At 63.7% G+C, this 22,530-nt stretch carries 21 protein-coding genes; 13 read left to right on the top strand and 8 right to left on the bottom strand.

Features of this window, described 5'->3' with window-relative positions:
• Positions 1-7 precede the first annotated feature (7 nt).
• Positions 8-901, bottom strand: coding sequence for a PhaM family polyhydroxyalkanoate granule multifunctional regulatory protein (locus AC1DS5_RS14210; protein WP_477718907.1), 894 nt, complete (start codon positions 899-901; stop codon positions 8-10).
• A gap of 322 nt (positions 902-1,223) precedes the next feature.
• Between AC1DS5_RS14210 and AC1DS5_RS14205 the strand changes: the two genes are divergently transcribed.
• Positions 1,224-1,637: a VOC family protein gene (locus AC1DS5_RS14205; RefSeq protein ID WP_477718906.1), complete on the top strand. Its 414-nt coding sequence runs from the start codon at positions 1,224-1,226 to the stop codon at positions 1,635-1,637.
• A gap of 67 nt (positions 1,638-1,704) precedes the next feature.
• On the top strand, positions 1,705-2,307 hold the full coding sequence (locus tag AC1DS5_RS14200) for a MarC family protein (protein WP_477718905.1): 603 nt from the start codon (positions 1,705-1,707) through the stop codon (positions 2,305-2,307).
• Positions 2,308-2,346: 39 nt separating this feature from the next.
• On the opposite strand, the gene AC1DS5_RS14195 is transcribed toward AC1DS5_RS14200, so the two are convergent.
• The gene (locus AC1DS5_RS14195; protein ID WP_477718904.1) at positions 2,347-3,342 is read right to left on the bottom strand and encodes a fumarylacetoacetate hydrolase family protein; all 996 of its coding nucleotides are present in this window, start codon (positions 3,340-3,342) and stop codon (positions 2,347-2,349) included.
• Positions 3,343-3,613: 271 nt separating this feature from the next.
• On the opposite strand from AC1DS5_RS14195, the gene AC1DS5_RS14190 reads away from it, so the two are divergent.
• The 3 genes from AC1DS5_RS14190 to AC1DS5_RS14180 all read left to right on the top strand — a co-directional run bounded on the left by AC1DS5_RS14190 (position 3,614) and on the right by AC1DS5_RS14180 (position 5,982).
• A complete protein-coding gene (locus AC1DS5_RS14190) occupies positions 3,614-4,411 on the top strand; it encodes an IclR family transcriptional regulator (RefSeq protein WP_477719048.1) in 798 nt (265 codons plus the stop codon).
• Entirely contained in the window at positions 4,408-5,571 is a 1,164-nt protein-coding gene (locus AC1DS5_RS14185; protein WP_477718903.1) for a DUF3108 domain-containing protein, read from the top strand. Before AC1DS5_RS14190 ends, AC1DS5_RS14185 begins: the two co-directional genes overlap by 4 nt.
• Before the next feature lie 129 nt (positions 5,572-5,700).
• The gene (locus AC1DS5_RS14180) at positions 5,701-5,982 is read left to right on the top strand and encodes a BTH_I0359 family protein (RefSeq protein ID WP_477718902.1); all 282 of its coding nucleotides are present in this window, start codon (positions 5,701-5,703) and stop codon (positions 5,980-5,982) included.
• Positions 5,983-6,122: 140 nt separating this feature from the next.
• Here AC1DS5_RS14180 and AC1DS5_RS14175 read toward each other — a convergent pair whose 3' ends face one another.
• Positions 6,123-7,304 (bottom strand): AbrB family transcriptional regulator, encoded by a 1,182-nt coding sequence (locus AC1DS5_RS14175; protein WP_477718901.1) that lies wholly within the window; start codon positions 7,302-7,304, stop codon positions 6,123-6,125.
• A gap of 73 nt (positions 7,305-7,377) precedes the next feature.
• On the opposite strand from AC1DS5_RS14175, the gene AC1DS5_RS14170 reads away from it, so the two are divergent.
• The 6 genes from AC1DS5_RS14170 (at position 7,378) to AC1DS5_RS14145 (ending at position 12,970) form a co-directional block, all read left to right on the top strand.
• Complete coding sequence (locus tag AC1DS5_RS14170; protein WP_477718900.1) at positions 7,378-8,259, top strand: ChaN family lipoprotein; 882 nt, start codon at positions 7,378-7,380, stop codon at positions 8,257-8,259.
• 222 nt (positions 8,260-8,481) lie between these two features.
• The gene (gene purU / locus AC1DS5_RS14165) at positions 8,482-9,330 is read left to right on the top strand and encodes a formyltetrahydrofolate deformylase (protein WP_477718899.1); all 849 of its coding nucleotides are present in this window, start codon (positions 8,482-8,484) and stop codon (positions 9,328-9,330) included.
• Positions 9,331-9,335: 5 nt separating this feature from the next.
• The gene (locus tag AC1DS5_RS14160; protein WP_477718898.1) at positions 9,336-10,235 is read left to right on the top strand and encodes a LysR substrate-binding domain-containing protein; all 900 of its coding nucleotides are present in this window, start codon (positions 9,336-9,338) and stop codon (positions 10,233-10,235) included.
• Between the two features lie 100 nt (positions 10,236-10,335).
• Positions 10,336-11,838: an FAD-linked oxidase C-terminal domain-containing protein gene (locus AC1DS5_RS14155; RefSeq protein ID WP_477718897.1), complete on the top strand. Its 1,503-nt coding sequence runs from the start codon at positions 10,336-10,338 to the stop codon at positions 11,836-11,838.
• Between the two features lie 42 nt (positions 11,839-11,880).
• Entirely contained in the window at positions 11,881-12,252 is a 372-nt protein-coding gene (locus tag AC1DS5_RS14150) for a CidA/LrgA family protein (RefSeq protein ID WP_477718896.1), read from the top strand.
• On the top strand, positions 12,245-12,970 hold the full coding sequence (locus tag AC1DS5_RS14145) for an LrgB family protein (RefSeq protein ID WP_477718895.1): 726 nt from the start codon (positions 12,245-12,247) through the stop codon (positions 12,968-12,970). The genes AC1DS5_RS14150 and AC1DS5_RS14145 overlap by 8 nt, the downstream gene beginning before the upstream one ends.
• Before the next feature lie 93 nt (positions 12,971-13,063).
• Here the strand turns inward: AC1DS5_RS14145 and AC1DS5_RS14140 are convergent, their stop codons facing one another.
• Together AC1DS5_RS14140 and AC1DS5_RS14135 are read right to left on the bottom strand one after the other, a co-directional pair.
• Positions 13,064-13,615 (bottom strand): bactofilin family protein, encoded by a 552-nt coding sequence (locus AC1DS5_RS14140; RefSeq protein WP_477718894.1) that lies wholly within the window; start codon positions 13,613-13,615, stop codon positions 13,064-13,066.
• 148 nt (positions 13,616-13,763) lie between these two features.
• Positions 13,764-14,069, bottom strand: coding sequence for an RNA recognition motif domain-containing protein (locus AC1DS5_RS14135; RefSeq protein ID WP_477718893.1), 306 nt, complete (start codon positions 14,067-14,069; stop codon positions 13,764-13,766).
• Positions 14,070-14,322: 253 nt separating this feature from the next.
• On the opposite strand from AC1DS5_RS14135, the gene AC1DS5_RS14130 reads away from it, so the two are divergent.
• Together AC1DS5_RS14130 and AC1DS5_RS14125 are read left to right on the top strand one after the other, a co-directional pair.
• Positions 14,323-17,277, top strand: a complete 2,955-nt coding sequence (locus AC1DS5_RS14130) for a bifunctional diguanylate cyclase/phosphodiesterase (RefSeq protein WP_477718892.1) — start codon at positions 14,323-14,325, stop codon at positions 17,275-17,277.
• 178 nt (positions 17,278-17,455) lie between these two features.
• Positions 17,456-17,824: an SPW repeat protein gene (locus AC1DS5_RS14125; RefSeq protein WP_477718891.1), complete on the top strand. Its 369-nt coding sequence runs from the start codon at positions 17,456-17,458 to the stop codon at positions 17,822-17,824.
• A gap of 181 nt (positions 17,825-18,005) precedes the next feature.
• Here AC1DS5_RS14125 and AC1DS5_RS14120 read toward each other — a convergent pair whose 3' ends face one another.
• From AC1DS5_RS14120 to AC1DS5_RS14110, 3 genes are all read right to left on the bottom strand, one after another.
• Positions 18,006-18,449: a host attachment protein gene (locus tag AC1DS5_RS14120; RefSeq protein WP_477718890.1), complete on the bottom strand. Its 444-nt coding sequence runs from the start codon at positions 18,447-18,449 to the stop codon at positions 18,006-18,008.
• A 181-nt stretch (positions 18,450-18,630) separates the two neighbouring features.
• A complete protein-coding gene (locus tag AC1DS5_RS14115; protein WP_011481379.1) occupies positions 18,631-19,116 on the bottom strand; it encodes an adenosine-specific kinase in 486 nt (161 codons plus the stop codon).
• A 319-nt stretch (positions 19,117-19,435) separates the two neighbouring features.
• The gene (locus AC1DS5_RS14110) at positions 19,436-22,459 is read right to left on the bottom strand and encodes an L-glutamate gamma-semialdehyde dehydrogenase (protein WP_477718889.1); all 3,024 of its coding nucleotides are present in this window, start codon (positions 22,457-22,459) and stop codon (positions 19,436-19,438) included.
• Positions 22,460-22,530: the final 71 nt, after the last annotated feature.

The following is a 22,530-nucleotide window of genomic DNA, read 5'->3' as shown; positions in this document are numbered from 1 at the left end:
AAGGTGTTCAAGGTGTGGTTTTTCGGACCGTACTGCGCGCGGTCTTGCGCGCCGGCGTTTTGGCTTTGGAGCTTGACGGGGATTTTGCAGCCGACGACGCCATGGAGGCCGGTGTAGGCCAGTCCTGGGCGCTGCGCAGCGCGGTGTTCATGGCGGCGCGCGCCCCGCCCGCCACCGTTTTTCCGGCGCTTTCAGCCATGCCTTTGGCCAGGCCCGTGGCCATGTCGGTGGCCGTTTTCACCGCATCCTTGGCCAACCCGGCGGCCATGTTTTTGGTAGTGTCCACGGCGGTCTTTCGGGCGACATCTTTCATGGCATCCGCTGCAATGGTCTGGAACTGCTGGGTCAGGGCACCCCACCATTGCATCGGGTCGACCACGCCGCCCGCGGCAGCGGCCGCATCGGGAGACTTGGCTGCCGCCACTTTGGCTTTTGCCTTGGCCTTGGCCCCGGCTTTTGCCGCCGTGTCTTCGCTAGCTTGTGCACTTGCCTGATGGCCGTTAAAAGCCGAAGGCGGGATCTCCAGCCCGGAAAATGTCTTGCCCTTGTCGGCTACGCTGTCGGCAACCTTGAGCTTGAAGGCGTTGGCCACATCGCCCATGTTGAAATTCATGCCCCTGAGCGTCGCCAGGGTCATCTTCTGCACCTCCAGCGCCTGGATGGTGGCCTTGAGGGCCGTGGCATTCTGGTCCAGCCAGAACTGCACCGCCTTGAGCTCGTCGATGCGCTTGTCCAGTTCTTCCACATTGAGCGTGGGCGCGACCCAGCTCCCCAGCTTGGGCAACTGCGGAATGCTTTGCGTCGCACTGTCGGCCGCCTGCCTGGCCAGGTTTTGCAGGAAGTCAAAACCGGGCACAAGCTTGCCGAAACCGGCAAAGGAATTGTTGTCTGCGTCGCTCATGGTTGTCTCCTGCCGAGTTGGGCAATATTGTGTGGTCCGGATAAGTTGCCATGCCATGAGCCTCACGGGATGAGGCCAGGATGCGCCTTCATTGTGCAACGCCATGGCGGGACGTCAACCGGTTTTTACACGCCAGAGATACGCCAGAGCCACGCCGGCCCTCATGGGACAGGGGGTTGGCACAAGAAGGGCATCGCGCAATCCATCGATCAGAGAGGGCCTCACCCTCATCACACGGACTTTTTCGCTATTGATTTGATAGCACCCTGCCACACGGGACACCTTCAGGGGAAGGCGGGCAAGCGCCCGCTAAACTGGCGCCATGAAAAGCCTGTTTCACTTTGCCTTCAATGTCAGGGACCTGGACCTCGCACGCGGCTTTTATGGTGGCGTGCTGGGATGCACCGAGGGCCGCTCTACCGACACCTGGGTCGACTTCGACTTTTTTGGCCACCAGATTTCACTGCATTTGGGCGAGCCGTTCAAAACGGAGCGCACCGGCCATGTCGGCGACAAGCTGGTGCCCATGCCCCACTTCGGACTGGTCCTGGCCCTGCCCGACTGGCAGGCCCTGGCCCAACGCCTGCAGGCGGCCCACACCGAATTCGTGCTGGCGCCGCAGGTGCGCTTTGAGGGCCAGCCCGGCGAGCAATGGACGATGTTTTTTTGCGATCCGTTTGGCAATCCCATCGAAATCAAGGGCTTTCGCTCGCTGGATGCGCTCTACGCCGGCTGAGCGTGACGCCCCCCGGTTCGTTCGCCCCTGATCTGCCTGATCTCCAACCACCTGTCACGCTGCAGCCATGGCCTACACCTTTGCTTCGGCCACCGTCTTGCTGCTGCTGATCACGGATCCGCTGGGCAACATTCCCATCTTTGTCAACGCCCTGCGCGGCGTGGCCCCCGAGCGGCGCATGCGCGTCGTCCTGCGGGAGGTGCTGATTGCCTTCCTGCTCTTGCTGGCCTTCATGTTTGTCGGCGACGGCTTTCTGCGCCTGATGAACCTGAGCGACCTGTCGCTGCAAATCGCCGGGGCCGTGGTGATGTTCCTGATCGCGCTGCGCATGATTTTCCCCTCGGACCAGCCGGAGGCCGCGCCCCTGCAGGGTGAACCGCTGATCGTGCCGCTGGCCATTCCGGGGCTGGCGGGCCCCTCGGCACTGGCCACGGTGATGCTGCTGGTCTCGCAGGCTCCGGCGCGGCGGCTGGAATGGATTGCCGCGCTGAGCGTGACCATGGTGGTCTGCGCGGTGGTGCTGGTGCTGTCCGAGCGGATTCAGCGCATCGCGGGCGACCGCGTCATGATGGCCTTTGAACGGCTGATGGGGCTGATCCTGGTGGCCATCTCGGTGGAAATGCTGCTGCGCGGCCTGAAGCTCTTTGTGGCGCAGCTCGGCCACCCGTAAACCGCCCATCCCCCGGCGGGGATTTCAGGTTGAATCGGCTTACCGCAGCGGCGCAACCTTCTGCTCAATCGCACCAAACACCGACAGCCCATCCTTGCCCTTGACCTCGATGCGGATGGTGTCGCCAAACTTCATGAACGGCGTTTTCGGCTTGCCGTCCTCGATGGTTTCAGTCGCGCGCTTTTCGGCAATGCAGCTGTAGCCGTGGCTCCAGTCCTTGTTGCTCACGGTGCCAGAGCCCACAATGCTGCCGGCGCGCACGTTGCGGGTTTTGCAGATGTGGGCAATCAGCTGCCCGAAGTGAAAGGTCATCTCGGGTCCGGCCTCGCACATGCCGACCTTGCGGCCGTTCCAGGTGCTTTGCAGCGTCATGTGCAGACGGCCCTTGTCCCAGGCATTTTCTCCATTGAACACCAGTTCATCCAGCGTCACCGCGACCGGGCTGAAGGCCGTGGCCGGCTTGCTCTGGAAAAAGCCGAAGCCTTTCGCCAACTCGTCGGGTATGAGGTTGCGCAGCGACACGTCGTTGGCCAGCATCACGAGGCGTATGCCTTCGAGCGCCTGCTCGGGCGTGGCGCCCATGGGCACATCGGCCGTGATCACCGCGACCTCGGCTTCAAAGTCGATGCCGAATTCTTCGCTGGCAACCACCACGTTGTCACAGGGGCCGGCGAAGTCGTCGCTGCCACCCTGGTACATCAGCGGATCGGTATAAAACGTGGCGGGCACTTCCGCATTGCGGGCCTTGCGCACCAGCTCCACATGGTTGATGAAGGCCGAGCCGTCGGCCCATTGGTAGGCGCGCGGCAGCGGCGCCATGCATTGCGCCGGCTCAAACGGGAAGGCGTGGCGCGCCTTGCCGTTGTTGAGTGTTTCGTACAGGTCCTGCAGTTGGGGCGAAAGGAAGTTCCAGTCGTCCAGCACCTGCTGCAGTTTGCTGGCGATGCCCGTCGCATAATGGGCGGTGGCAAGATCGCGCGACACCACAACGAGCTGGCCGTCGCGGGAACCGTCTTTGTAAGTGGCGAGTTTCATCAATATCCTGATTGGGTGGCTGGCGGGTTTTCTTCAGTGTTGCATTGCAAAAAGCACACTGGATTGTGCCGTCCCTGAAGGGCTCGGGCGCTTCGCGGCACCCTGCCACTGCCCGGGGAACGCCTCAAAACCTGAAAATCATTGTTTCGCGTTACGATAAGTGAAATCAGTTTACCTAAATGTAATTCGAAATTCTCTCACTTTCATGAACGCTCCTCCTGGCTCCCTCGACATCCCGCTTGCCGCGCCGCCTGCTGCGCCACTCACCGATCTGCCACCCCAGCGCGCGGGCATTCAGTCGGTGGAGGTTGGGTTCAGCCTGCTGGGGGTGCTGGCCGCAGCACCCGGTCCGCTGATGCTGCGCGACTTGGCGGCGGCGGCAGGCATGAGCGCGGCCAAGGCGCACCGCTATCTGGTGAGCTTCCAGCGCCTCGGGCTGGTCACGCAGGATGCCGGCTCCACGCGCTACGACCTCGGGCCAACCGCACTCAAGTTAGGGCTCGCTTCTCTTTCCCGGCTTGACAGCGTGAAACTGGCGCGTCAGCGCCTGCAGCCGCTGACGGAGCAGATCGGCCAGACCCTGGCATTGGCGGTCTGGGGCAATCAGGGCCCGACCATTGTTCACTGGGAGGAGTCGCCCCAAGCCATCACCGTCAACCTGCGCCTGGGCGACGTGATGCCGCTGCTGTCCTCGGCCACCGGCCTGTGCTTTGCGGCCTTCATGCTGAACCAGCATGCGCCGCAGAACCGGCTGGCCGCATTGCTCAAGGACGAGCTGGCACGCACCCAGAAGCTGGGACGCAAGGACCTGCCCACCAGCATGGCCGAGGCGACCGCGCTGCTGGAAGAAGTGCGCCGGCGCGGCTTGGCGCGCGTTGTGGACACCCTGCTGCCCGGCGTGGCCGGTTTCTGTGCGCCGGTGTTTGATGCCGACGGTCATCTGGCGCTGGGCATGGTGGCGCTGGGCTCGCTGGCCACGTTTGATCCGGCCTGGGACGGCGCGGTGGCCCGGCCACTGGCGGCAGCCGCCCGGCAACTTTCCAGCGATCTGGGGTTCACAGGGGCATGAACAGCGTGCTGGCAGCACCAGGGGTAGCTTCGGGGGGGTCGCGCGCGGCACCCCCCTGGCGAGCGCTGGTCATGCTGGCCGTGCTGGTGCTCGCCGTACACACGCTGCTGCTGCGAACGACGCCCGACCGGTTTGGCCCGGAAACGGACCCTGCGTCCACCCGCAGCCGCACCGCGCCGGCATTTGTCACGCGCAGCATTGAGGTCCTTCCACCGGCCAAGGTGCTTCCCCCGCCAGCAGCGCCTCCCGCGGTCAAGCCCGCAGTCAAGGCGCCGGTCAAACCCAAAAGGCCTCCTGTTCCTGTTAAAGAAAATGAGGCTGTGGCCGCTGATGCACCTGCGCAGCCTGCTATTGATTCTGCAGCGCCTCAAGCCCCCGACTCACTCGCGGGCAGCGAACCTCCTGCCTCGTCCAGCGCGGACAGCGTGCCGCTCCCGACGGCCGATACGTCCGCCAAGGAACCACCCATGCCCGCGGCGCCTGCGCTGCCAGCCGGCCCCAGCCTGACTCCGGTAACGGCCATGGCCCTGCCCCCCAGCGTCAGGCTGGCCTACAAGATGACCGGCCAGGCCAAGGGCATGACCTACCACGCGAACGCCGAACTCGGCTGGCATCAGGCGGGCGGCAGCTATGACGCCCGCATGACCGTGAGCGCGCTGTTTCTGGGCTCGCGCAGCATGGCCAGCAGTGGCCAGGTGGGCGCCGAGGGGCTGGCGCCCACGCGCTTTTCGGATAAATCGAGAAGCGAGGTGGCTGCCCATTTCGAGGCCGACAAAGCCCGCATCACCTTCAGCGCCAACACGCCCGCCGCCCCATGGGTCAAGGGCGCCCAGGACCGGGTGAGCGTGTTTTTACAGCTGGGCGGCATGCTCGCAGGCAAGCCGGCCAGCTTTCCGGTCGGCTCCAGCATTTCGCTGTACACCGTGGGACCGCGCGATGCGGATACCTGGACCTTTCTGGTGGAGGCCGAGGAAAGCGTCAGCCTGCCTTTCGGGGACATCGTCGCTCTCAGGCTCACGCGCCAGCCGCGCCGTGAATACGATCAGAAAGTGGAAGTCTGGTACGCGCCCTCGCTGGGCTACCTGCCGGTGCGCAGCAAAATAACCCAGTACAACGGCGATTTTGTCGACCAGCAGCTCAATACCGTGAATAAATTCTGAAAATCGCTGCGCAATTTGCCATAAACGCCGCAGCGTGACTTTTTGCCTGCCTATACGGCGCATTGCGGCTTACCCTGTCCTCTTGAAACCTGGCACCAACGTTGCTATGTAAAGGCGAAGGACATCACCATGCACATGCTTTACGACTCCGACTCTTTTGTGGTGGTTCAGATTCACGCGAACGCGCCCGAAGAATCTGCGCCAGCGCCCGCCGTTCCCCAGCTGGCGCGCCACGGCTTTGAAATCGTGGACAAACGATCGGGCAAAGAGGTGTACCTTGACGGCTCGTGGGCAGAAATGTTCCAGGAGCGCCTCAGTGCCTGGGCGAAAAACACGCCGACCCAGGAAGAAATCGAAGACACGCTCGAAGGCTATAGCGGGCTGGCTAACACGCCCATCTCGTTGCACTAAAAAAGCCCCCACGCTTTTCACTTCGTGTAATGCGCTGCCCCCCCGGGGGGGCGCTGCGCCTGCGGCCCGGCGAAGCCGGTTCCGCGGCCCCTGCTGATGGGGTGAGCCGCCACGCTCGCTCTCTGCCTCCTTTTTTCTTGTCATTTAGCGGGTGGGCTTTCAGCCTGCGCCGCGGGGCGCTTCTGGTACATCCAGCGGTACATGGGCTCGGCCAGCAATAACACGGCCGCCAGCCGCGTGACGTGAAAGGCCGTCACGACGGGAACGCCCAGCTGCAACACCTTGGCCGTGATCGACATCTCGGCAATCCCGCCCGGCGAGGTGCCCAGCAGCAGCGTGGCCCAATGAAGGCTGCTGAACCGTGCCAGCAGCCAGGCAAAACCGGCACACAACCCCATCATCCCGACAGTCGCCAGCGCCACGGAGCCGAGCCAGCGCGGCGCCAGATGCACAAAACTGCGGGTAAAGCGCACGCCCAGGCTGATGCCGATCACGAGCTGCGCGGCATTGGTCAGGGGCTGCGGGATGGCCGACAGCGTCACGTCACACGCGGTCAGCAGCAAAGACACCACCAGCGCACCGATGAACCAGGGGTTGGCGCGGTCCAGTTTGAGCATGGCCCAACAGCCGATGCCGGTCAGTCCAGCCAGCAGCGCCAGCCCCGGCAAGTGAACGTCCCGGGCACCCGGGAGCGTGGTGTCCAGCCCATGCAGGCCGGCCCACTGAAAGCCAAAGGGAATGATCAGCGTCACCAGCAGCACGCGCAGGCTGTGTGCCGACGCCACCAGGTCCGTCTGCGCGCCGTGGCGCTCGCCCATCAGGGTCATTTCGGAGGCCGCGCCTATGGGGGCGGCGAAGTAGGTCGTGATGCGCGACAAGCCTGCCACATGAAATCGGGCACCCCATGATGGCCGGGGCGCAGGCTGCTGCTGGCCGGCCATGGCGGTCGGCCCCGGCCCGCGATGCACCCAATACAGCCACTCACCAAAGGCCAGGCCCAACAACAGCGCCCAGGCAATGTTCAGCGCAATCGCCCACCACAAGCCGGCCATCAGCGCCACCACCTGCGGTGTGAAGTAAAGCCCCAGCGCGCAGCCAATAATCCACTGGCCGGCATTGCGCAGCGGCGTCCAGCTGGCCGTGGCGCCGCCCAGCATGGAACATGCGGCGGTTACCAGCAACGGCCCGATCATCCATGGCAGGGGCGTGCGCAACATGACGCACAGAGCGGCCGCGGCCCAGGCGATCAGCAGCGTCAGGATGACGCAAACCGACGGAGATCGAAGCAAGGACGATAGGCGTTTGGCTGCGTCAGGAAGCATGGACGTGTAAGCGGAAAATGACAAGGAAAAAGCATGCCGGGCGGAGCCGGGCCGAAGGCATTAGTATCCACCGATGTTTCATTTCCCTTTGCCGGCTTTGTCAGCCTTGTCAGTTTTGTCAGGGCTCCCCGGTGCACTGGTCTGTGCTGCCGCCGTGGCGCTGACGAGCGGCTGCGCCAGCCGACCCGGCCCTCCGGAGGCGCCCATCCTCCAACCCGCCAGCGGCAGCACTGCCGCAGCCACGGCCGCCCGGCTCGATGCCCTGCTGCCCATGGATGCGCTGCTGATCGGCGAACAGCACGATGCCGCAGAACACCAGCAGGTAGCGCAGCAAGTCATCGCGCACCTGGCGCAACGCGGCCTGCTGGGGGCCCTGGCGCTGGAAATGGCCGATGCCGGGGTGAGCACCGCCACTCTCCTGCCCAGCGCCTCCGAAGAACAGACACGCTATACGCTGAAATGGAACGACAAAGCCTGGCCCTGGGCGGCGTACGGACCGGCCGTGATGACGGCCGTGCGCGCCGGCGTGCCGGTGCTGGGCGCCAACCTGCCGCGCGCACAGATGCAAAGCAGCATGGACGACAGCAAGCTCGACGTTCAATTGCCCGGCCCGGCCCTGAAGGCACAGCAGCAGCTGATTCGCATGGGCCATTGCAATCTGCTGCCCGAGAGCCAGATCACACCCATGACACGCATCCAGATCGCCAGGGACATCATCATGGCCCAAACCCTGAACCAGGCAGCGCTGCCCGGCAAGGTGGTGGTGTTGCTGGCCGGCAGCGGTCATGTGGACCGCACCGTGGGCGTGCCGCAGCACCTGGCCGCGGAATTCAAGGTCCGTGCCATTCGCCTGCGCGCAGGCAACGCCACGCCCGAAAAAGCGGACGCCTTCGATAGCGTCTGGGGCACGCCAGCACTCCCCGATATGGACTACTGCGCGAGCCTGCATAAATAGGCCCCCACGCTTGTCACTGCGTGTAATGCGCTGCCCCCCGAGGGGGCCGCTGCGCCTGCGGTCTGGCAAAGCCAGTCCCGCGGCCCCGGCTGGGGTGGAGAGCCTCCACGCTTTTCACTGCGTGTAGTAATCTTGCATTCCGGTGCTCTTGCGCCTCCCCGGCACCCGGGATTCCGGCCGGATCAGGCGATCGGTGGCGGAGCCTGCGACAATTCATCCCCTATGAACCACGCATATATCCTGACCCTGTCCTGCCCGGACCGTAGGGGCATTGTTCACGCCGTTTCCGGTTTTTTGCTGCAGAACGGCGGCAACATTGAAGAAGCCGCCCAGTACAACGACCATGACACGGGCCTGTTTTTCATGCGGGTGCAATTTGCCTGTGACCAGCTGACGCACGCGGAGCTGTCGCAGCAGCTGAAGGGCTTTGCCGAGCCGTTCCAGATGAACTGGAAGCTGCACGCAACCACGCAGCCCATGCGCACGGTCATCATGGTCAGCAAGGAGGGCCATTGCCTGAATGACCTGCTGTTTCGCTGCAAATCGGGCCTGCTGCCGCTGGACGTTCGCGCCATCGTGTCCAACCACCGGGAGTTCTACCAGCTGGCCGCCAGCTACAACATCCCTTTCCACCATTTTCCGGTGACCGCCGCGACCAAGGCCCAGGTCGAGGACAAGCAGCTGGAAATCATCGAATCAGAGGGCGCCGAGCTGGTGGTGCTGGCGCGCTACATGCAGATCCTTTCCAACGACCTGTGCCGCAAACTGGCCGGCCGCGCGATCAACATCCATCACTCCTTCTTGCCGAGTTTCAAGGGCGCCAAACCCTATTACCAGGCGCATGACCGCGGGGTAAAACTGATAGGCGCGACCGCCCACTATGTGACGGGCGACCTGGACGAAGGCCCGATCATCGAGCAGGACGTGGCACGCGCAGACCACAGCAAGACCGTCGAAGACCTGACGGCCATGGGCCGCGACACCGAAAGCCAGGTGCTGGCGCGCGCCGTCAAGTGGCACAGCGAGCACCGCGTGCTGCTCAATGGCCACAAGACCGTCATTTTCAAGTAACCGCCATGGCCGCGCCGGCGAGAATTCCGCCCATTCAGTGCCTGCTGACATTTGAAGCGCTGGCGCGGCTGCGCAGCGTGACCCAGGCCGCGGAGGAACTCTGCGTCACGCCCAGCGCCGTGAGCCACCGGGTCAAGCAGCTCGAGCAGATCATCGGCACCAAGCTGTTTGGCCGCGCCGATTTCTCCTTGACCACCGAAGGCAGCGAATACCTGGCGCATGTGCGCGAGGGCCTCGCCACACTGCAGAAGTTCCCGGGCACAGCGGGCCAAAACGGCACGCCCGGCAAACGCAAGCTGCGGCTGGCGGTCACGCCCACGTTTGCACGTTCCATTCTGATTCCGCGGTTGCGGCAATTTACCGAGGCCTATCCCGAGATTGACCTGACCTTGCAGGTCTCCATTCCCCTGCTAGACGTGGTGGCCGAGGACGCCGACCTGATCGTGCGCTTCGGCACCGGGCGCTATGCCGACCTGGAACATGTGTGCCTGGCCAGTGACGACATCACCCCGCTGGCCTCGCCGGCCTTTGTACGCGAGCACGGACCCTTTGAAGCGGCCGAAGACCTGGAAGGCGAAAACCTGCTGCGCTCCCCGCTGGAGCCCTGGCGCACCTGGTTTGCCGCCAACAACCTGGACTGGCCCGAACCGCAAGACGGCTCCCAGTTCAATGACATCGGCCTCATGTGCGATGCGGCCGCGGCGGGCATGGGCATCGCGCTCGTCCGCCTCAAGCTGGGTGCGCCCTGGCTGGACAACGGCTCGCTGGTGCGCCTGGGCAATAACGCTGTCTTCGGCAGCAACATTGCGAGCCCGCACGCCCACTACCTGTGCTGGCGCACCGGCACCATGGACCGCTGGGAATGCACGGCATTTGCCGACTGGCTGCGCAAAAGCCTGAACTGAGGTTCACCGACCGGCCCCGCATTTCACACAGGGATTTAAATTTCTTCAACCCGGCGGGGGCGGCTTGCCCTACAGTTTCATCTCACTCAGGAGTCCGACCATGAACGCCCCCGCATCCAGCCTGCAGCAAGATTTGCCAGAACGATCAGAACGGCAGTCACAGGTCGTTGGCGCCTTGCAGGCGGTGCTGCCCGCCCATGCGCTGCTGTGGAACACCGAGGACACAACGCCTTATGAGTGCGACGGCCTGACAGCCTACCGGCAGCGACCACTGGTGGTGGCCCTGCCCGAAACCTATGCCCAGGTGCAGGCCGTGCTGAAAGCCTGCCACGGCCTTGATGTGCCCGTGGTGGCGCGCGGCGCCGGCACGGGCCTGAGCGGCGGCGCCATGCCGCACCGGCTGGGCGTCACGCTGTCGCTGGCCAAGTTCAACAAAATCCTGAAGCTCGACCCGACCAGCCGCACCGCCGTCGTGCAGGGCGGCGTGCGCAACCTGGCGATCTCCGAGGCGGCAGCGCCCTACGGCCTCTATTACGCACCCGACCCGTCGAGCCAGATTGCCTGCACCATCGGCGGCAACGTCGCCGAGAATTCCGGGGGCGTGCACTGCCTCAAATACGGTCTCACCGTGCACAACGTGCTCAAGGTCAGGGGCTTCACCATCGCGGGCGAAGAAGTCGAATTTGGCAGCGATGCCCTGGATGCGTCGGGCTACGACCTGCTGAGCATCATCATCGGCAGCGAAGGCATGCTGGCCGTGACCACCGAAGTCACCGTCAAGCTCGTTCCCAAACCGCAACTGGCGCGCTGCATCATGGCCAGCTTTGACGACCTGCGCAAGGCCGGTGACGCAGTGGCGGCGGTGATTGCAGCCGGCATCATTCCAGCCGGGCTGGAGATGATGGACAAACCCATGACCGCCGCCGTCGAAGACTTTGTGCACGCCGGCTATGACCTGACGGCCGAGGCGATCTTGCTGTGCGAGAGCGATGGCACACCCGAGGAGGTCGAGGAAGAAATCGGCCGCATGAGCGAGGTGCTGCGCCGCTGCGGCGCCACCGCCATTGCCGTGAGCCAGAATGAAGCCGAACGCCTGCGCTTCTGGAGCGGCCGCAAGAATGCCTTCCCCGCGTCTGGCCGCATCAGCCCCGACTACATGTGCATGGACTCCACCATTCCGCGCAAACGGCTGGCCGACATCCTGCTGGCCATTGCCGAGATGGAAAAGAAATACCAACTCCGCTGCGCCAACGTGTTCCATGCAGGCGACGGCAACCTGCATCCGCTGATCCTCTTTGACGCCAATGACCCGGACCAATTGCACCGCTGCGAGCTGTTTGGCGCCGACATCCTGGAAACCAGCGTCGCCATGGGCGGCACCGTCACCGGTGAGCACGGCGTTGGCGTGGAGAAACTCAACTCCATGTGCGTGCAGTTTTCCGCGGAAGAAAACGAGCAGATGTTTGGCGTCAAGCGCGCCTTCGACGCCAGGGGCCTGCTCAATCCCGGCAAGGTGATTCCGACCCTGAACCGCTGCGCCGAGTACGGAAAAATGCTGGTACGGGGCGGCCAGATCGCGCATCCGGACCTGCCGCGCTTCTGACAACCAGGCAACTCGGAATAAGGAAGCGGAAACGCACCGACCATGCAAGCCCTGCGCGGACTGGCCTGGCTGCTCGCACTTCAGTCCGTGGGTGAGCTGATGACGCGCGGATGGTCCCTGCCCTTTCCGGGGCCTGTCATTGGCATGATGCTGCTGCTCCTGGCGCTGCGGTGGAGCGTGGTGCGCGAGCCTGTTGCCGCATGCGCCGATTTTTTACTGACACACCTTTCGTTACTCTTTGTACCCGTCGGCGTGGGTGTGATGACGCATCTTTCGCTGGTCAGCCAGTATGGCGTGCGCATGCTGGCAGTCGTTGTGCTGTCCACATTGGCCGGGCTGGTGGTGACTGTTTTGAGCCTGCATTTCCTGCAGGGCCGCACCGACCCCCTCGGCAAGGAAGGCCCGGATGCCTAAGTTCGTGGAGTTGTGGGTCTATCTCTCGGCCACGCCGCTGTTCGGGCTGACCGCAACACTGGTGGTGTATGTGCTGGCCCAGGCAGCGTACGCGCGCCTGGGGCATGCGCCCTGGGCTAACCCGGTGCTGTGGACGGTGGTGTGCATAGCCAGTGGCCTGCTGCTCACTGGCGTGCCCTACCCCAGCTATTTCGCGGGCGCGCAATTCATCCATTTCCTGCTGGGTCCGGCCGTGGTGGCGCTGGCCTGGCCGCTTTGGCAGCGGCGCGAGGAACTGCGTCGACGCTGGTGGCGCTTGCTGCTCGCCGCCCTGGCAGGCGGCATGGCCGCGAGTGGCTCGGCGCTGCTGCTGGCGTGGGCCTTGAACCTGCCGGCGGACGTCGCGCTATCGCTGGTGCCGAAGTCCGTGACGGCACCCGTCGCCATGGGTATCGCTGAAAAAATAGGCGGCATTCCGGCGCTCGCTGCCGTGTTTGCCGTCATCACCGGCCTGGTCGGGGCGCTCGCCGGCAAGTACCTGTTCGATGCCTTGCGCATACCGACGAACCAGGCGGGATGGGCCGCACGCGGCTTTGCCCTGGGCACGGCGTCCCATGGCATTGGCGCGGCGCGCGCCCTGCAAGTCAACGCCGATGCCGGCGCCTATGCCGGCCTGGCGCTGGGCCTGCAAGTGGTGCTTGCCTCCCTGCTGATACCGCTGGCGTTCCGCTGGTTTTAGGCTTCGCGGGCAAGCTGCCGGCGCGGCTGTCCAGCCGCCCCCTCCGGGACGCCCCGAGGGTTCAGGCTGAATTTCCGCGCTTCTTTTCTCGTCTTATACCGCCTGCAAACCTGGCTTGGCCGCGGCCACCGGCTTGCTGCCCGAGGCGCCGAACTGGATCTCACCCGAGAGCTGTCCGCCTTCTTCGACCACCAGCTTGCCATAGCGAATGGTGCCGGTAACCTTGCCGGTCGAATAGATCACCAGCTTCTGGCGCACCGTCAGGTTGCCATTGAATTCGCCGCGAATTTCAGCGACATCAATTTCGGCCGAGCCCTTGAAGGCGCCCTGCTCTGCAATCTGGATCACGCGCGAATCCATGGTCGCTTCGACCAGGCCTTCCACGACCAGGGTGTCGCAGTCGGTGATTTCCACGCCCTTGAGCTTGATATTGGGGCCGACCGTCAGCTTGCTGCCGCCTTCCTTGCTGGTGGAGGCTGCAGGATCATTCACAGGTTTGGCATTGCTTTGCTGATTGGCAGCCGCGGAAGCAGACTGCAATGTGCTGGAGCTTCCTGCGGCTCCATAACCGGGTGCACCATGACGCAAATTGGGGGACGTGGTAGACGTCTCATTTTCTCGTTTGCCAAAAAACGGTGTTGCCATGTGTCTTCCTTGAAAAAGTACGCATGGTACGTCTGCAGAAAATAAAAAGATCCGCCCTTGTGCAAGAGAGGTAACCAAATTAATTTTCGCAGGATGCTGCTGTAGCGCACCCGGTATGGCATTCGAGGCGCGCGTGCTGGCCCTTCAACTAGAAGTTGCCGGAGTCAGCCCACTGGGATGAGGGACCGAAGTCTTCCTGCGAGTCCGGCGAAACCAGATCAACCACGAAGACCACTTCGCCGCCGAACTTTCCCACGCCCAGCGTCTTCATCAGGGCCTGTTCATTTTCGGGGGAGTCCAGGCGCAGGAAGCAGATGGCCTGCTGCTTGCCTTCATGCATGGCCGTCAGGATGTCCAGCCTTTCAACGCGGCCAAATCTTGAGCACAGGGCGTGGAGAGCAGGTTTCAGTGTGGCAACATCAGGGCATTGCTGCAAATCCTGCATGGAATTCATGATGCATCTCTCCCTGTACTTTCTACCGGCAGCCCGGGTCTACAAAAAAGCCTGGCTTTAAATATACTCGGCACAATGCTAACGCCATGTGACATTTAACACAACAATCCAACATATTCCTGAGGCAGCTCCCCTATGGAACGTACAGCGTCGCTGGAACCTAATAGTGCACTGAGTCAGGTCATGTCGGCAATGGTTTTTTCAAGGCCCATCATGCACCGTTTATGCACCCACTGACTGGAGCGAACGCCTTGTGACTTCCAACCCGCCCGCCATCCCCCGCAGCGCAGCAGAGGCCGGAGCGTCTGGCGTCAGCGTTACGCCTCTCTCCGAACCTGACTTTGACGGGCTGGTGCAGCTGGCCGCGAAGTTGTGCGGAACCCGTGCGGCCGTCCTGCAGCTGGTGGACGAAGAGACGCCCCCGTCCTCATGGTCGGTGGGCCTTCCAGAGGTAGAGGTGGCGGCCGGCTTGACCGATTTTTACGCCCGGGTTCTGCAGCCTGGCGGGAAGCCCCTGACGATTCCCGACGCCGCAGCGGACCCAGAGCTGTCCCGCCACCCGATGGTGGCCGGCCCTGCAGGCCTGCGCTTTTTCGCGGCGGTCCCACTCATAGCGGCCGATGGCACGCCACTGGGGGTGCTGGCCGTCATGGACCCGGCTGTCCGCACGTGCCGGGACGCGGACCTGAGCGCCCTCGACATCCTGGGCCGGCAGGTGGTGGCGCAACTGGAGCTGAGGCGCCAGCACCGGCTCCTGGCGGACCATAGCACCGAGCAGCAACAGCAAAGCCAAAGGCGCCTGCACATCGCCATGCGCACCGCCCAGATGAGCAGCTGGTCGATGGACCTCGCAGACGGCCGCCTGACCTTGTCCCCCGAGTTCGCCGCCATGCTCGGCACCGGCGCGGCCATGCCGGGCACGCTCGAGGAGCTGCTGCGCCGCTGCGCCCCAGAATCGCGCGCCAGACTCCGCCAGGTCATCACGGAATGCGCGCGTAACGCGACGCCCTTCGACGAGGAAGCCCAGTTGCTGACCGCGCAGGACGGGCGCCGGTGGGTGCGGATGATTGGCGAAGTAGTCCGCAGCGCCAACGGAACGGTCGCCCGTATCCAGGGCGCCCTGCAGGACATCAACGCCCGGAAACAGGCGCAGGAGGAAACCCTGCGCCTGGCCATGCGCCTGACCACCACGTTGGCCAGCATCACCGAGGCTTTTGTCACACTGGACCGCGAGGGCCGCTTCACCTACCTCAATCAGGAGAGCGAGCGGCTGCTGCAGCGCTCGACCGCCGAGTTGCTGGGCCAGGAAATCTGGCAGGATTTCGGCGAGGAGGTGAGCGGACGGCTGCGCCAGCACATCCAGCAGGCGCTGGCCAGGAATCGTCAGGTGGAGTTCGAGGATTTCTACCCGCCGCTCGGCAAATGGCTGGAAGTGCGCGCCTATCCGTTTGCCGAAGGCCTGGCAGTCTACTTTCGCGACGTCAGCGAGCGGCGCAATTCCCAGGAGCAGTTGATGCTGCTGGAAACCGGCATCGCGCGGCTGAACGACATTGTGGTCATCGTCGAGGCGTCGCCGCGCCATGGGTCGGGGCCGCAGATCGTCTTCGTCAATGACGCCTTCGAGCGGCATACCGGCTATACGCGCGAGGAGGTGCTGAGCCGGATGCCGGGCATGCTGCAGGGGCCCGAGACGCGGGAGGACGAGCTTGCCCGCATCTTCGGCGCGCTGCGGCAATGGAAACAGGCGCGCGGCGAACTGATGATCTACCGCAAGGACGGCGGGTCGTTCTGGGTGGACCTGGAAATCGTGTCGGTGGCGGCCAAAACCGGCGAGCTGACCCACTGGGTTGCCGTGGGCCGCGACATCACCCAGCGCAAGGCGGCCGACGAGAAGATCCATCATCTCGCCTTCTACGACCCCCTGACGGAGTTGCCCAACCGCCAGTTGCTGCTGGACCGGCTTGAACAGGCGCTGGAAGACTGCGCCCTTACCCGGCAGGAAGGCGTGCTGATGTTCATCGACCTGGACAACTTCAAGATCCTCAACGACACCCTGGGGCACTCCAAGGGTGACCTGCTGCTGCAGAAGGTGGCCGTACGCCTGAAGGGCTGCGTGCGCAAGCTCGACACCGTGGCGCGCCTGGGTGGCGACGAGTTCGTGGTGATGCTGCAGGACCTGGGCACACACCCCGAAACTGCGACCCGCAAAGCCCAGATCGTCGCCGAAAAAGTGCTGGCCACCCTGCGAGAACCGTACGACCTCGCGGGCTACCAGCATTACAGCACCTCCAGTATCGGCGTGACCCCCTTCAACATGCTGCAGGGCAGCGTCAGCGAACTGCTCAAGCAGGCCGATCTGGCGATGTATCAGGCCAAGACCATGGGCCGCAACACGGTCTGCTTTTTTGATCCGGACATGCAGGCTTCCGTCAGCGCCAACGCCGCCCTGAGCACCGACCTGCGCGCGGGCCTGCGGGAGCACCAGTTCCTGGTCCACTACCAGCCGCAGGTCGACCGCGAGCAGCGCATCACCGGCGTGGAAGCCTTGCTGCGCTGGAAGCATCCGCAGCGCGGCATGGTGAGCCCCGCGGACTTCATTCCGGTGGCCGAAGAAACGGGCCTGATCCTGCCGCTGGGTCAATGGGTGCTGGAGCAAGCCTGCCTGCAGCTGGCGGCCTGGCAGAAACGGCCTGAAACGGCAGGCCTGAGCATTGCCGTCAACGTCAGCGTGCGGCAGTTTCGCCACCCCGACTTCGTGGACATGGTGATGGCCGCGATCAAACAGACCGGCATCCGGCCCCACAACCTCAAGCTCGAGCTGACGGAGAGCCTGCTGGCCGACCGCATGGAAATCGCCATCGCCAAGATGGGCACACTCAAGGCGCTGGGCGTGACCCTGGCGCTGGACGACTTCGGCATGGGCTACTCCTCGCTGTCCTACCTCAAACGGCTGCCGCTGGACCAATTGAAGATCGACAAAAGCTTCATTGCGGACGTCTTCAGCGACCCGAACGACGCCGCCATCTGCAGCGCCATCATTTCACTGGCGCAAAGCCTGGGACTCGATGTGATTGCCGAAGGCGTCGAGACCGAGGCACAGCGCAGCTTTCTGGCCGAGCAGGGTTGCGGCTACTACCAGGGCTACCTGTTCTGCCCGCCACTCCCCATTGCCGAGTTCGAGGCCTTTATGCGGAGCGCGGCAACCTGACCCCATGCGCCATGGCGCCGCACGGCAGGGCTGATACCGGTCCCTACGCTCACCGTCTCACTACGTTCTCGGGGAACGGACTGCAACGCAGCGTCAGCCGCGGGTTCGGCGCCTCTTGTTGCTTATTCTTACAGTAGTTCTACACTGAAGATTCCCAAGCTTTGATGTGGAGGTTGTCATGGATACCCTCAATCGTTGGCAGGACAGACTGGAAATCGCCGCCGGTCTCTGGCTATGCATTTCGCCCTGGGCGCTGGGCTTGCCGGTAGCGGCGGCCTGGTGCGCTGTGGTGGTCGGCGTTGGCATCATCCTTCTGGCCTCTGAAGACCTCTTTTTAACAACCCAGATTGATGACTGGGGCAATGCCCTGCTGGGCATCGGGCTGATGATCTCGCCGTGGGTCTGGGGTTATGCGGATCATCAAAACGCCATGATCAACGCGCTGGCCATCGGCTTGCTGGTCGCCGCGATGTCGCTGTGGGCGCTGGAACGCGTCGTCTACGACAAATTCAAGGAGTGGAGAGCGCACCATCCCGCCCACAGCTGAGTGACCTTGCGCCGGAGCGGCCGAAGACTTCATCGTTGGCCTGCTCGTCGGCCACATCCATGGTGCTGCCAGGCTGGCCACGCGCCATCGGCTCTCCTGTCATGGAAAGTGACTGGATACCCCAGAATGGACGTTAACCGACGTGTATTGGGGTTAGAGGTGCGGCGGGATCATCCGCCGGTCAAAGATAGATGCAGGACTCCAGATGTCCGGCGAGTTCTTTTTCGCTGGCCTTGGTGTAATCCTTTTCGAAGCGGTCGGTGACCAGGTTGGCGGTGTGGCCGTCCAGCTTGTCGTTGATCAGGCCCATGAAAGAGGGCGGGGCGATAAGGATGGCGCGCCCGAACTGGTTGGTGCTGCGGCCATGGTTGAACTCGCGCGCCAACTCCTGGGCGAAATGCTGCGCGGCGTTGCGCTTGGGGTCGGTCTGGGGCTGGCAGGCACCGTGGCCGTTGCCAATGCCCGGCATGTGTCCGGGGCGGTCGGTGACCAGATCGGCGTTTTTTTGCCGGCTCTCCGGGTGTTCGGTCTCCTTCAGAATCTTGAGTCCTTTCTTGGTGCCGTGGTTGGCATAGATTTTGGCGGTGCTTGCGTTGGCGACCAAGATCCAGGTGGTGTTGGGCATATGCATGCTCCTTTGAAGTAAACGGGCAACCAGTCACGTTGCCCTCTTACGTTAGTCGCCGGCGCCGCCGAATGCAAGCGGGCTGACAAATCAACCCCATTCCCATTGTTCGAACGACGCCGCCGAAGCCGGTAGTCCGGCAATGATTTACGGATCCCCTCCAGCCGCGCCGGCTCTTCAATCAAAGCTTGTAACCGATTTGCCGCAACAGATTCTTGCGCCAGCTGATGTCGTCCTCGTCCTCGACCCCTTTGGTTGGAAAGCCGTCCACCACGCCCAGGACACCGCGTCCCTGCTCCGTCTCCGCAAGAATCACTTCGGTTGGATTGGCTGTTGCGCAGAAAATGCGGCATACCTCCGGCACCATTTTGACGGTGTTCAACACGTTCAGCGGATAGAAGCCTTCCCCCAGGAAAATGATGAAGCAATGGCCCGCAGCAAGAGTCTTTGCGTTATTCCGGGCAAGTTCGACCATGGCGGGGTCGGTACCCGACCATCGCACCAGGCATTTGCCGGAAGCTTCGCAAAAGGCCAGGCCAAACTTGATGCCCGGCACGGCGCCCACCAGCGCTTCGTGGAGGTCCTCGACGGACTTGATGAAGTGGGTCTGCCCCAGAATGAAGTTGGTCGCTTCCGGCTTGTCGATTTTCACAGTGATGAGTTGCATATCGAACTCCTTCTTTCCCGGCTTGACTTGCCAGAGCGGTGAGGTGACACAACATACCTGACTGCCAATACCTCTAACGCATGGAAAATTCAATCACCTGAGTTCAAGTATCGCCACCGTCGGCCCATCCGGCAAGCGCCGATTCCCGTGTTCGAAACCTGGTTTGCGCGAGACCCGCAGCCCGAACGGGGGTTCAGGCTCTGGGGTGATTGAGATTTGCGCAACCTGTCCGCGACAGGAGCAGCTTTATCCCAAGGCGAACTTTTAGCCACTCTTAGCAAGTCTTAGCCACTCTTCACCTCACCCGTTGATGGCTCGCTCACCCCGCCAGCAAAGCTGCGTTTCCACCTGCCGCCGTGGTGTTGACGGTCACGGTCTGCTCGGCGCAAAAACGGTACAGGTAGTGCGGCCCGCCGGCTTTCGGGCCGGTGCCGCTGAGGCCTTCGCCTCCGAACGGCTGCACACCCACCACCGCGCCAATCATGTTGCGGTTGACATAGATGTTGCCCACATGCGCGCCAGCGGCCAGGGCCTGCGCGCGCGAGTCGATGCGGGTCTGGAGGCCCAGCGTGAGGCCGTAGCCGAGGGCGTTGATCTGTTCGATGACGGCTTCCGGGCTTTTCAGTTCGCCGCTGCCCCAGCGCACGATCTGCAGCACCGGGCCGAAGATTTCGTCCTTGACCTCGGCCAGGCTGTTGACCTCAAACGCCGCAGGCGTGATGCTGTTCGCCATCAAATCGTGGGCATCCCCTCCATTTTCCTTGCGCGCCACCAGCACTTTTGAGCTTGAACCCAGGCGCGTCAGATGCCGCTGGATGTTGTCGAAGGCTTCACGGTCAATCACCGGGCCGACGTCGGTGGCCAGCTCGGCCGGGTTGCCCACCACCAGTTCCTGCGCCGCGCCCTCGATCATTTCAATCACGCCGTCGGCAATGCCTTCGTGCACGCACAGCAGGCGCAGCGCCGAGCAGCGCTGGCCGGCGCTGCGAAACGCGCTTTGCACCACCGCATCGGCCACCTGCTCGGGCAGCGCGGTGCTGTCGACCAGCATGGCGTTGATGCCGCCGGTCTCGGCGATCAGCGGCACGATGGGGCCGTCCTTGGCGGCCAGTGCCCGGTTGATGATTTTGGCGACCTGGGTGGAGCCGGTGAACACCACGCCCGCCACCTGCTTTGCTGCCACCAGCGCGGCGCCCACGGTTTCGCCTGGGCCGTGCAGCAGCTGCAGTGCGCCTTCGGGCACGCCAGCCGCATGCAGCAGTTTCACCGCCTCCCAGGCCACACCCGGCGTTTGCTCGGCGGGCTTGGCCAGCACGGCGTTGCCGGTGGCCAGCGCGGCAGCGACCTGGCCGGCAAAAATCGCCAGCGGGAAATTCCAGGGGCTGATGCAGACCCAGGCGCCGCGCGCCGTCAGGCGCAGTTCATTGGTCTCGCCGGTCGGCCCCGGCAGCGCGACAGGCGCCATGATGCGCTCGGCTTCATTGGCGTAGTAACGCAGGAAATCCACCGCCTCGCGCACCTCGGACACGGCGTCGCCCCAGGTTTTGAACGCTTCCTTCACCAGCAGCGCGCAGAACTTCGGCATCTGCTGCTGCAGCACATCGGCGGCGTGGCGCAGGATGGCGGCGCGTTCGGCCACCTCCACCTTGCTCCATTTTTGATAGCTGCTTACTCCCGTAGCGACCGCACTGGCAGCCAGCCTGGCATCGAATTCCGGCACTTTGGGAACCTGCACAGCTTCAAAGGCGTCAAGCAGCGGCGCGCGCATGCTTTCCACCGTCAAGTCCAGCCCCGCGCTGTTTTTCCGGCTCGGGCCATACAGGGCGAGCGGCAGCGGCAAAGACGACTCAGGCTCCAGCCGCAGCGGCGAGATCAGCAACTCGCCCATACCCACCGACTCGTCAGCCAGCTGGTGCACAAAAGAGGAATTGGCGCCGTTTTCCAGCAGGCGGCGCACCAGGTAGGCCAGCAGATCGCGGTGCGCACCGACGGGCGCGTAGACGCGGCAGCTGATCAGCGGGTTCTTCAGCACTTCGCGGTATACGCCCTCGCCCATGCCGTGCAGGCGCTGCAACTCAAACTGGGGCGCCATGCCCACCGCCGGCGATGCCGCCTTCACGCTGCGCGCTGCCATTTGCAAAATCGCGGCAATCGTGGCGGCATTGTGGGTGGCGAACTGCGGGTAGATCGCGTCGGGCGCGTCCAGCAGCGCGCGGGCGCAGGCCAGGTAGCTGACATCGGTGTGGTGCTTGTGGGTGAACACCGGGTAGTGCGGCAGGCCCTGCTCCTGTGCGCGCTTGATTTCCGAATCCCAGTAGGCGCCCTTGACCAGGCGGCACATCAGGCGCAATTTGTATTTGCGGCCAATGGCGGCAATGTGTTCGATCAGCTCCAGCGCGCGCGTCTGGTAGGCCTGCATGGCCAGGCCAAAGCCCTGCCACTGCGGATGATGCTGCGCCACCCGCGCGGCGAGCGCTTCGAACACGGCGAGCGACAATTCCAGCCGGTCGACCTCTTCAGCGTCTATCGTGAGGTTGATGTTGGCCTGGGCCGACAACTCGCACAAGCCCCAGACACGCGGCACCAGTTCCGCCAGCACGCGCTCGCGCTGGGCGTCTTCGTAGCGCGGGTGCAGCGCGCTGAGCTTGATGGAAATCCCGTCGTTTTTCTCACAGGCGCCCGATTTATGGGCCTTGACAGCAATTGATTGGATGGCTTGCGTGTAGCTGTCGAGGTAGCGCAGCGCGTCGGCATCGGTGCGCGCGCCCTCGCCCAGCATGTCGTAGCTGAAGCGCAGGTTGGCTATTTTCTTGCGGGCGCCATCGGCTTCGGCCATGGCATCGCCAATGGTCTGCCCCAGCACAAACTGGTGGCCCAGCAGCTGCACCGCCCGCAAGGTGGCGGCCACGACCGTGCGCGCACCGAGCTTGCCCATGAGGCCGGGTTCCACATCCGTGCGCCCTGCGCCCGCCTGCGAATGCGGCAAAAACTTCTTGGACAAGGCAATCGCGGTGGACGACAGGCGTGCCAGCGTCGAGTCGCCCGCCCCTTCGAAGTCGGCGCGGCCCAGCTGATCGGCCGTGAGGGCGATCGCGGTCTCGGCATCGGGCACGCGCAGCAGCGCCTCGGCCAGGCGCATCAGGGCTAGCCCTTCGGCGCTGGAGATCGGGTACTCCTTGAGCAAACTCTCCATGGCCCAGAACGGCGGCGGGTTCTCGCGCACGGCTTGCACCCAGGGGCGGGCGGCTTGTGCCGCAGCGGGCCAGTCCAGCACCCCGCTCAAGGCGTCCAGACGGTGGGAGACGATGTCGGCTTCGGGCCGGTAGGGAAAAGGTAAACGCATGGAAACCTCGAAATATTTGCTAGATACTCGATGTTGAATCGTTTTTTGATTAATTTTTCACTGTATTTTTA

Source organism: Polaromonas sp. P4_H1, from assembly GCF_056400945.1.
This window is presented reverse-complemented; position numbering and strand designations above follow the sequence as displayed.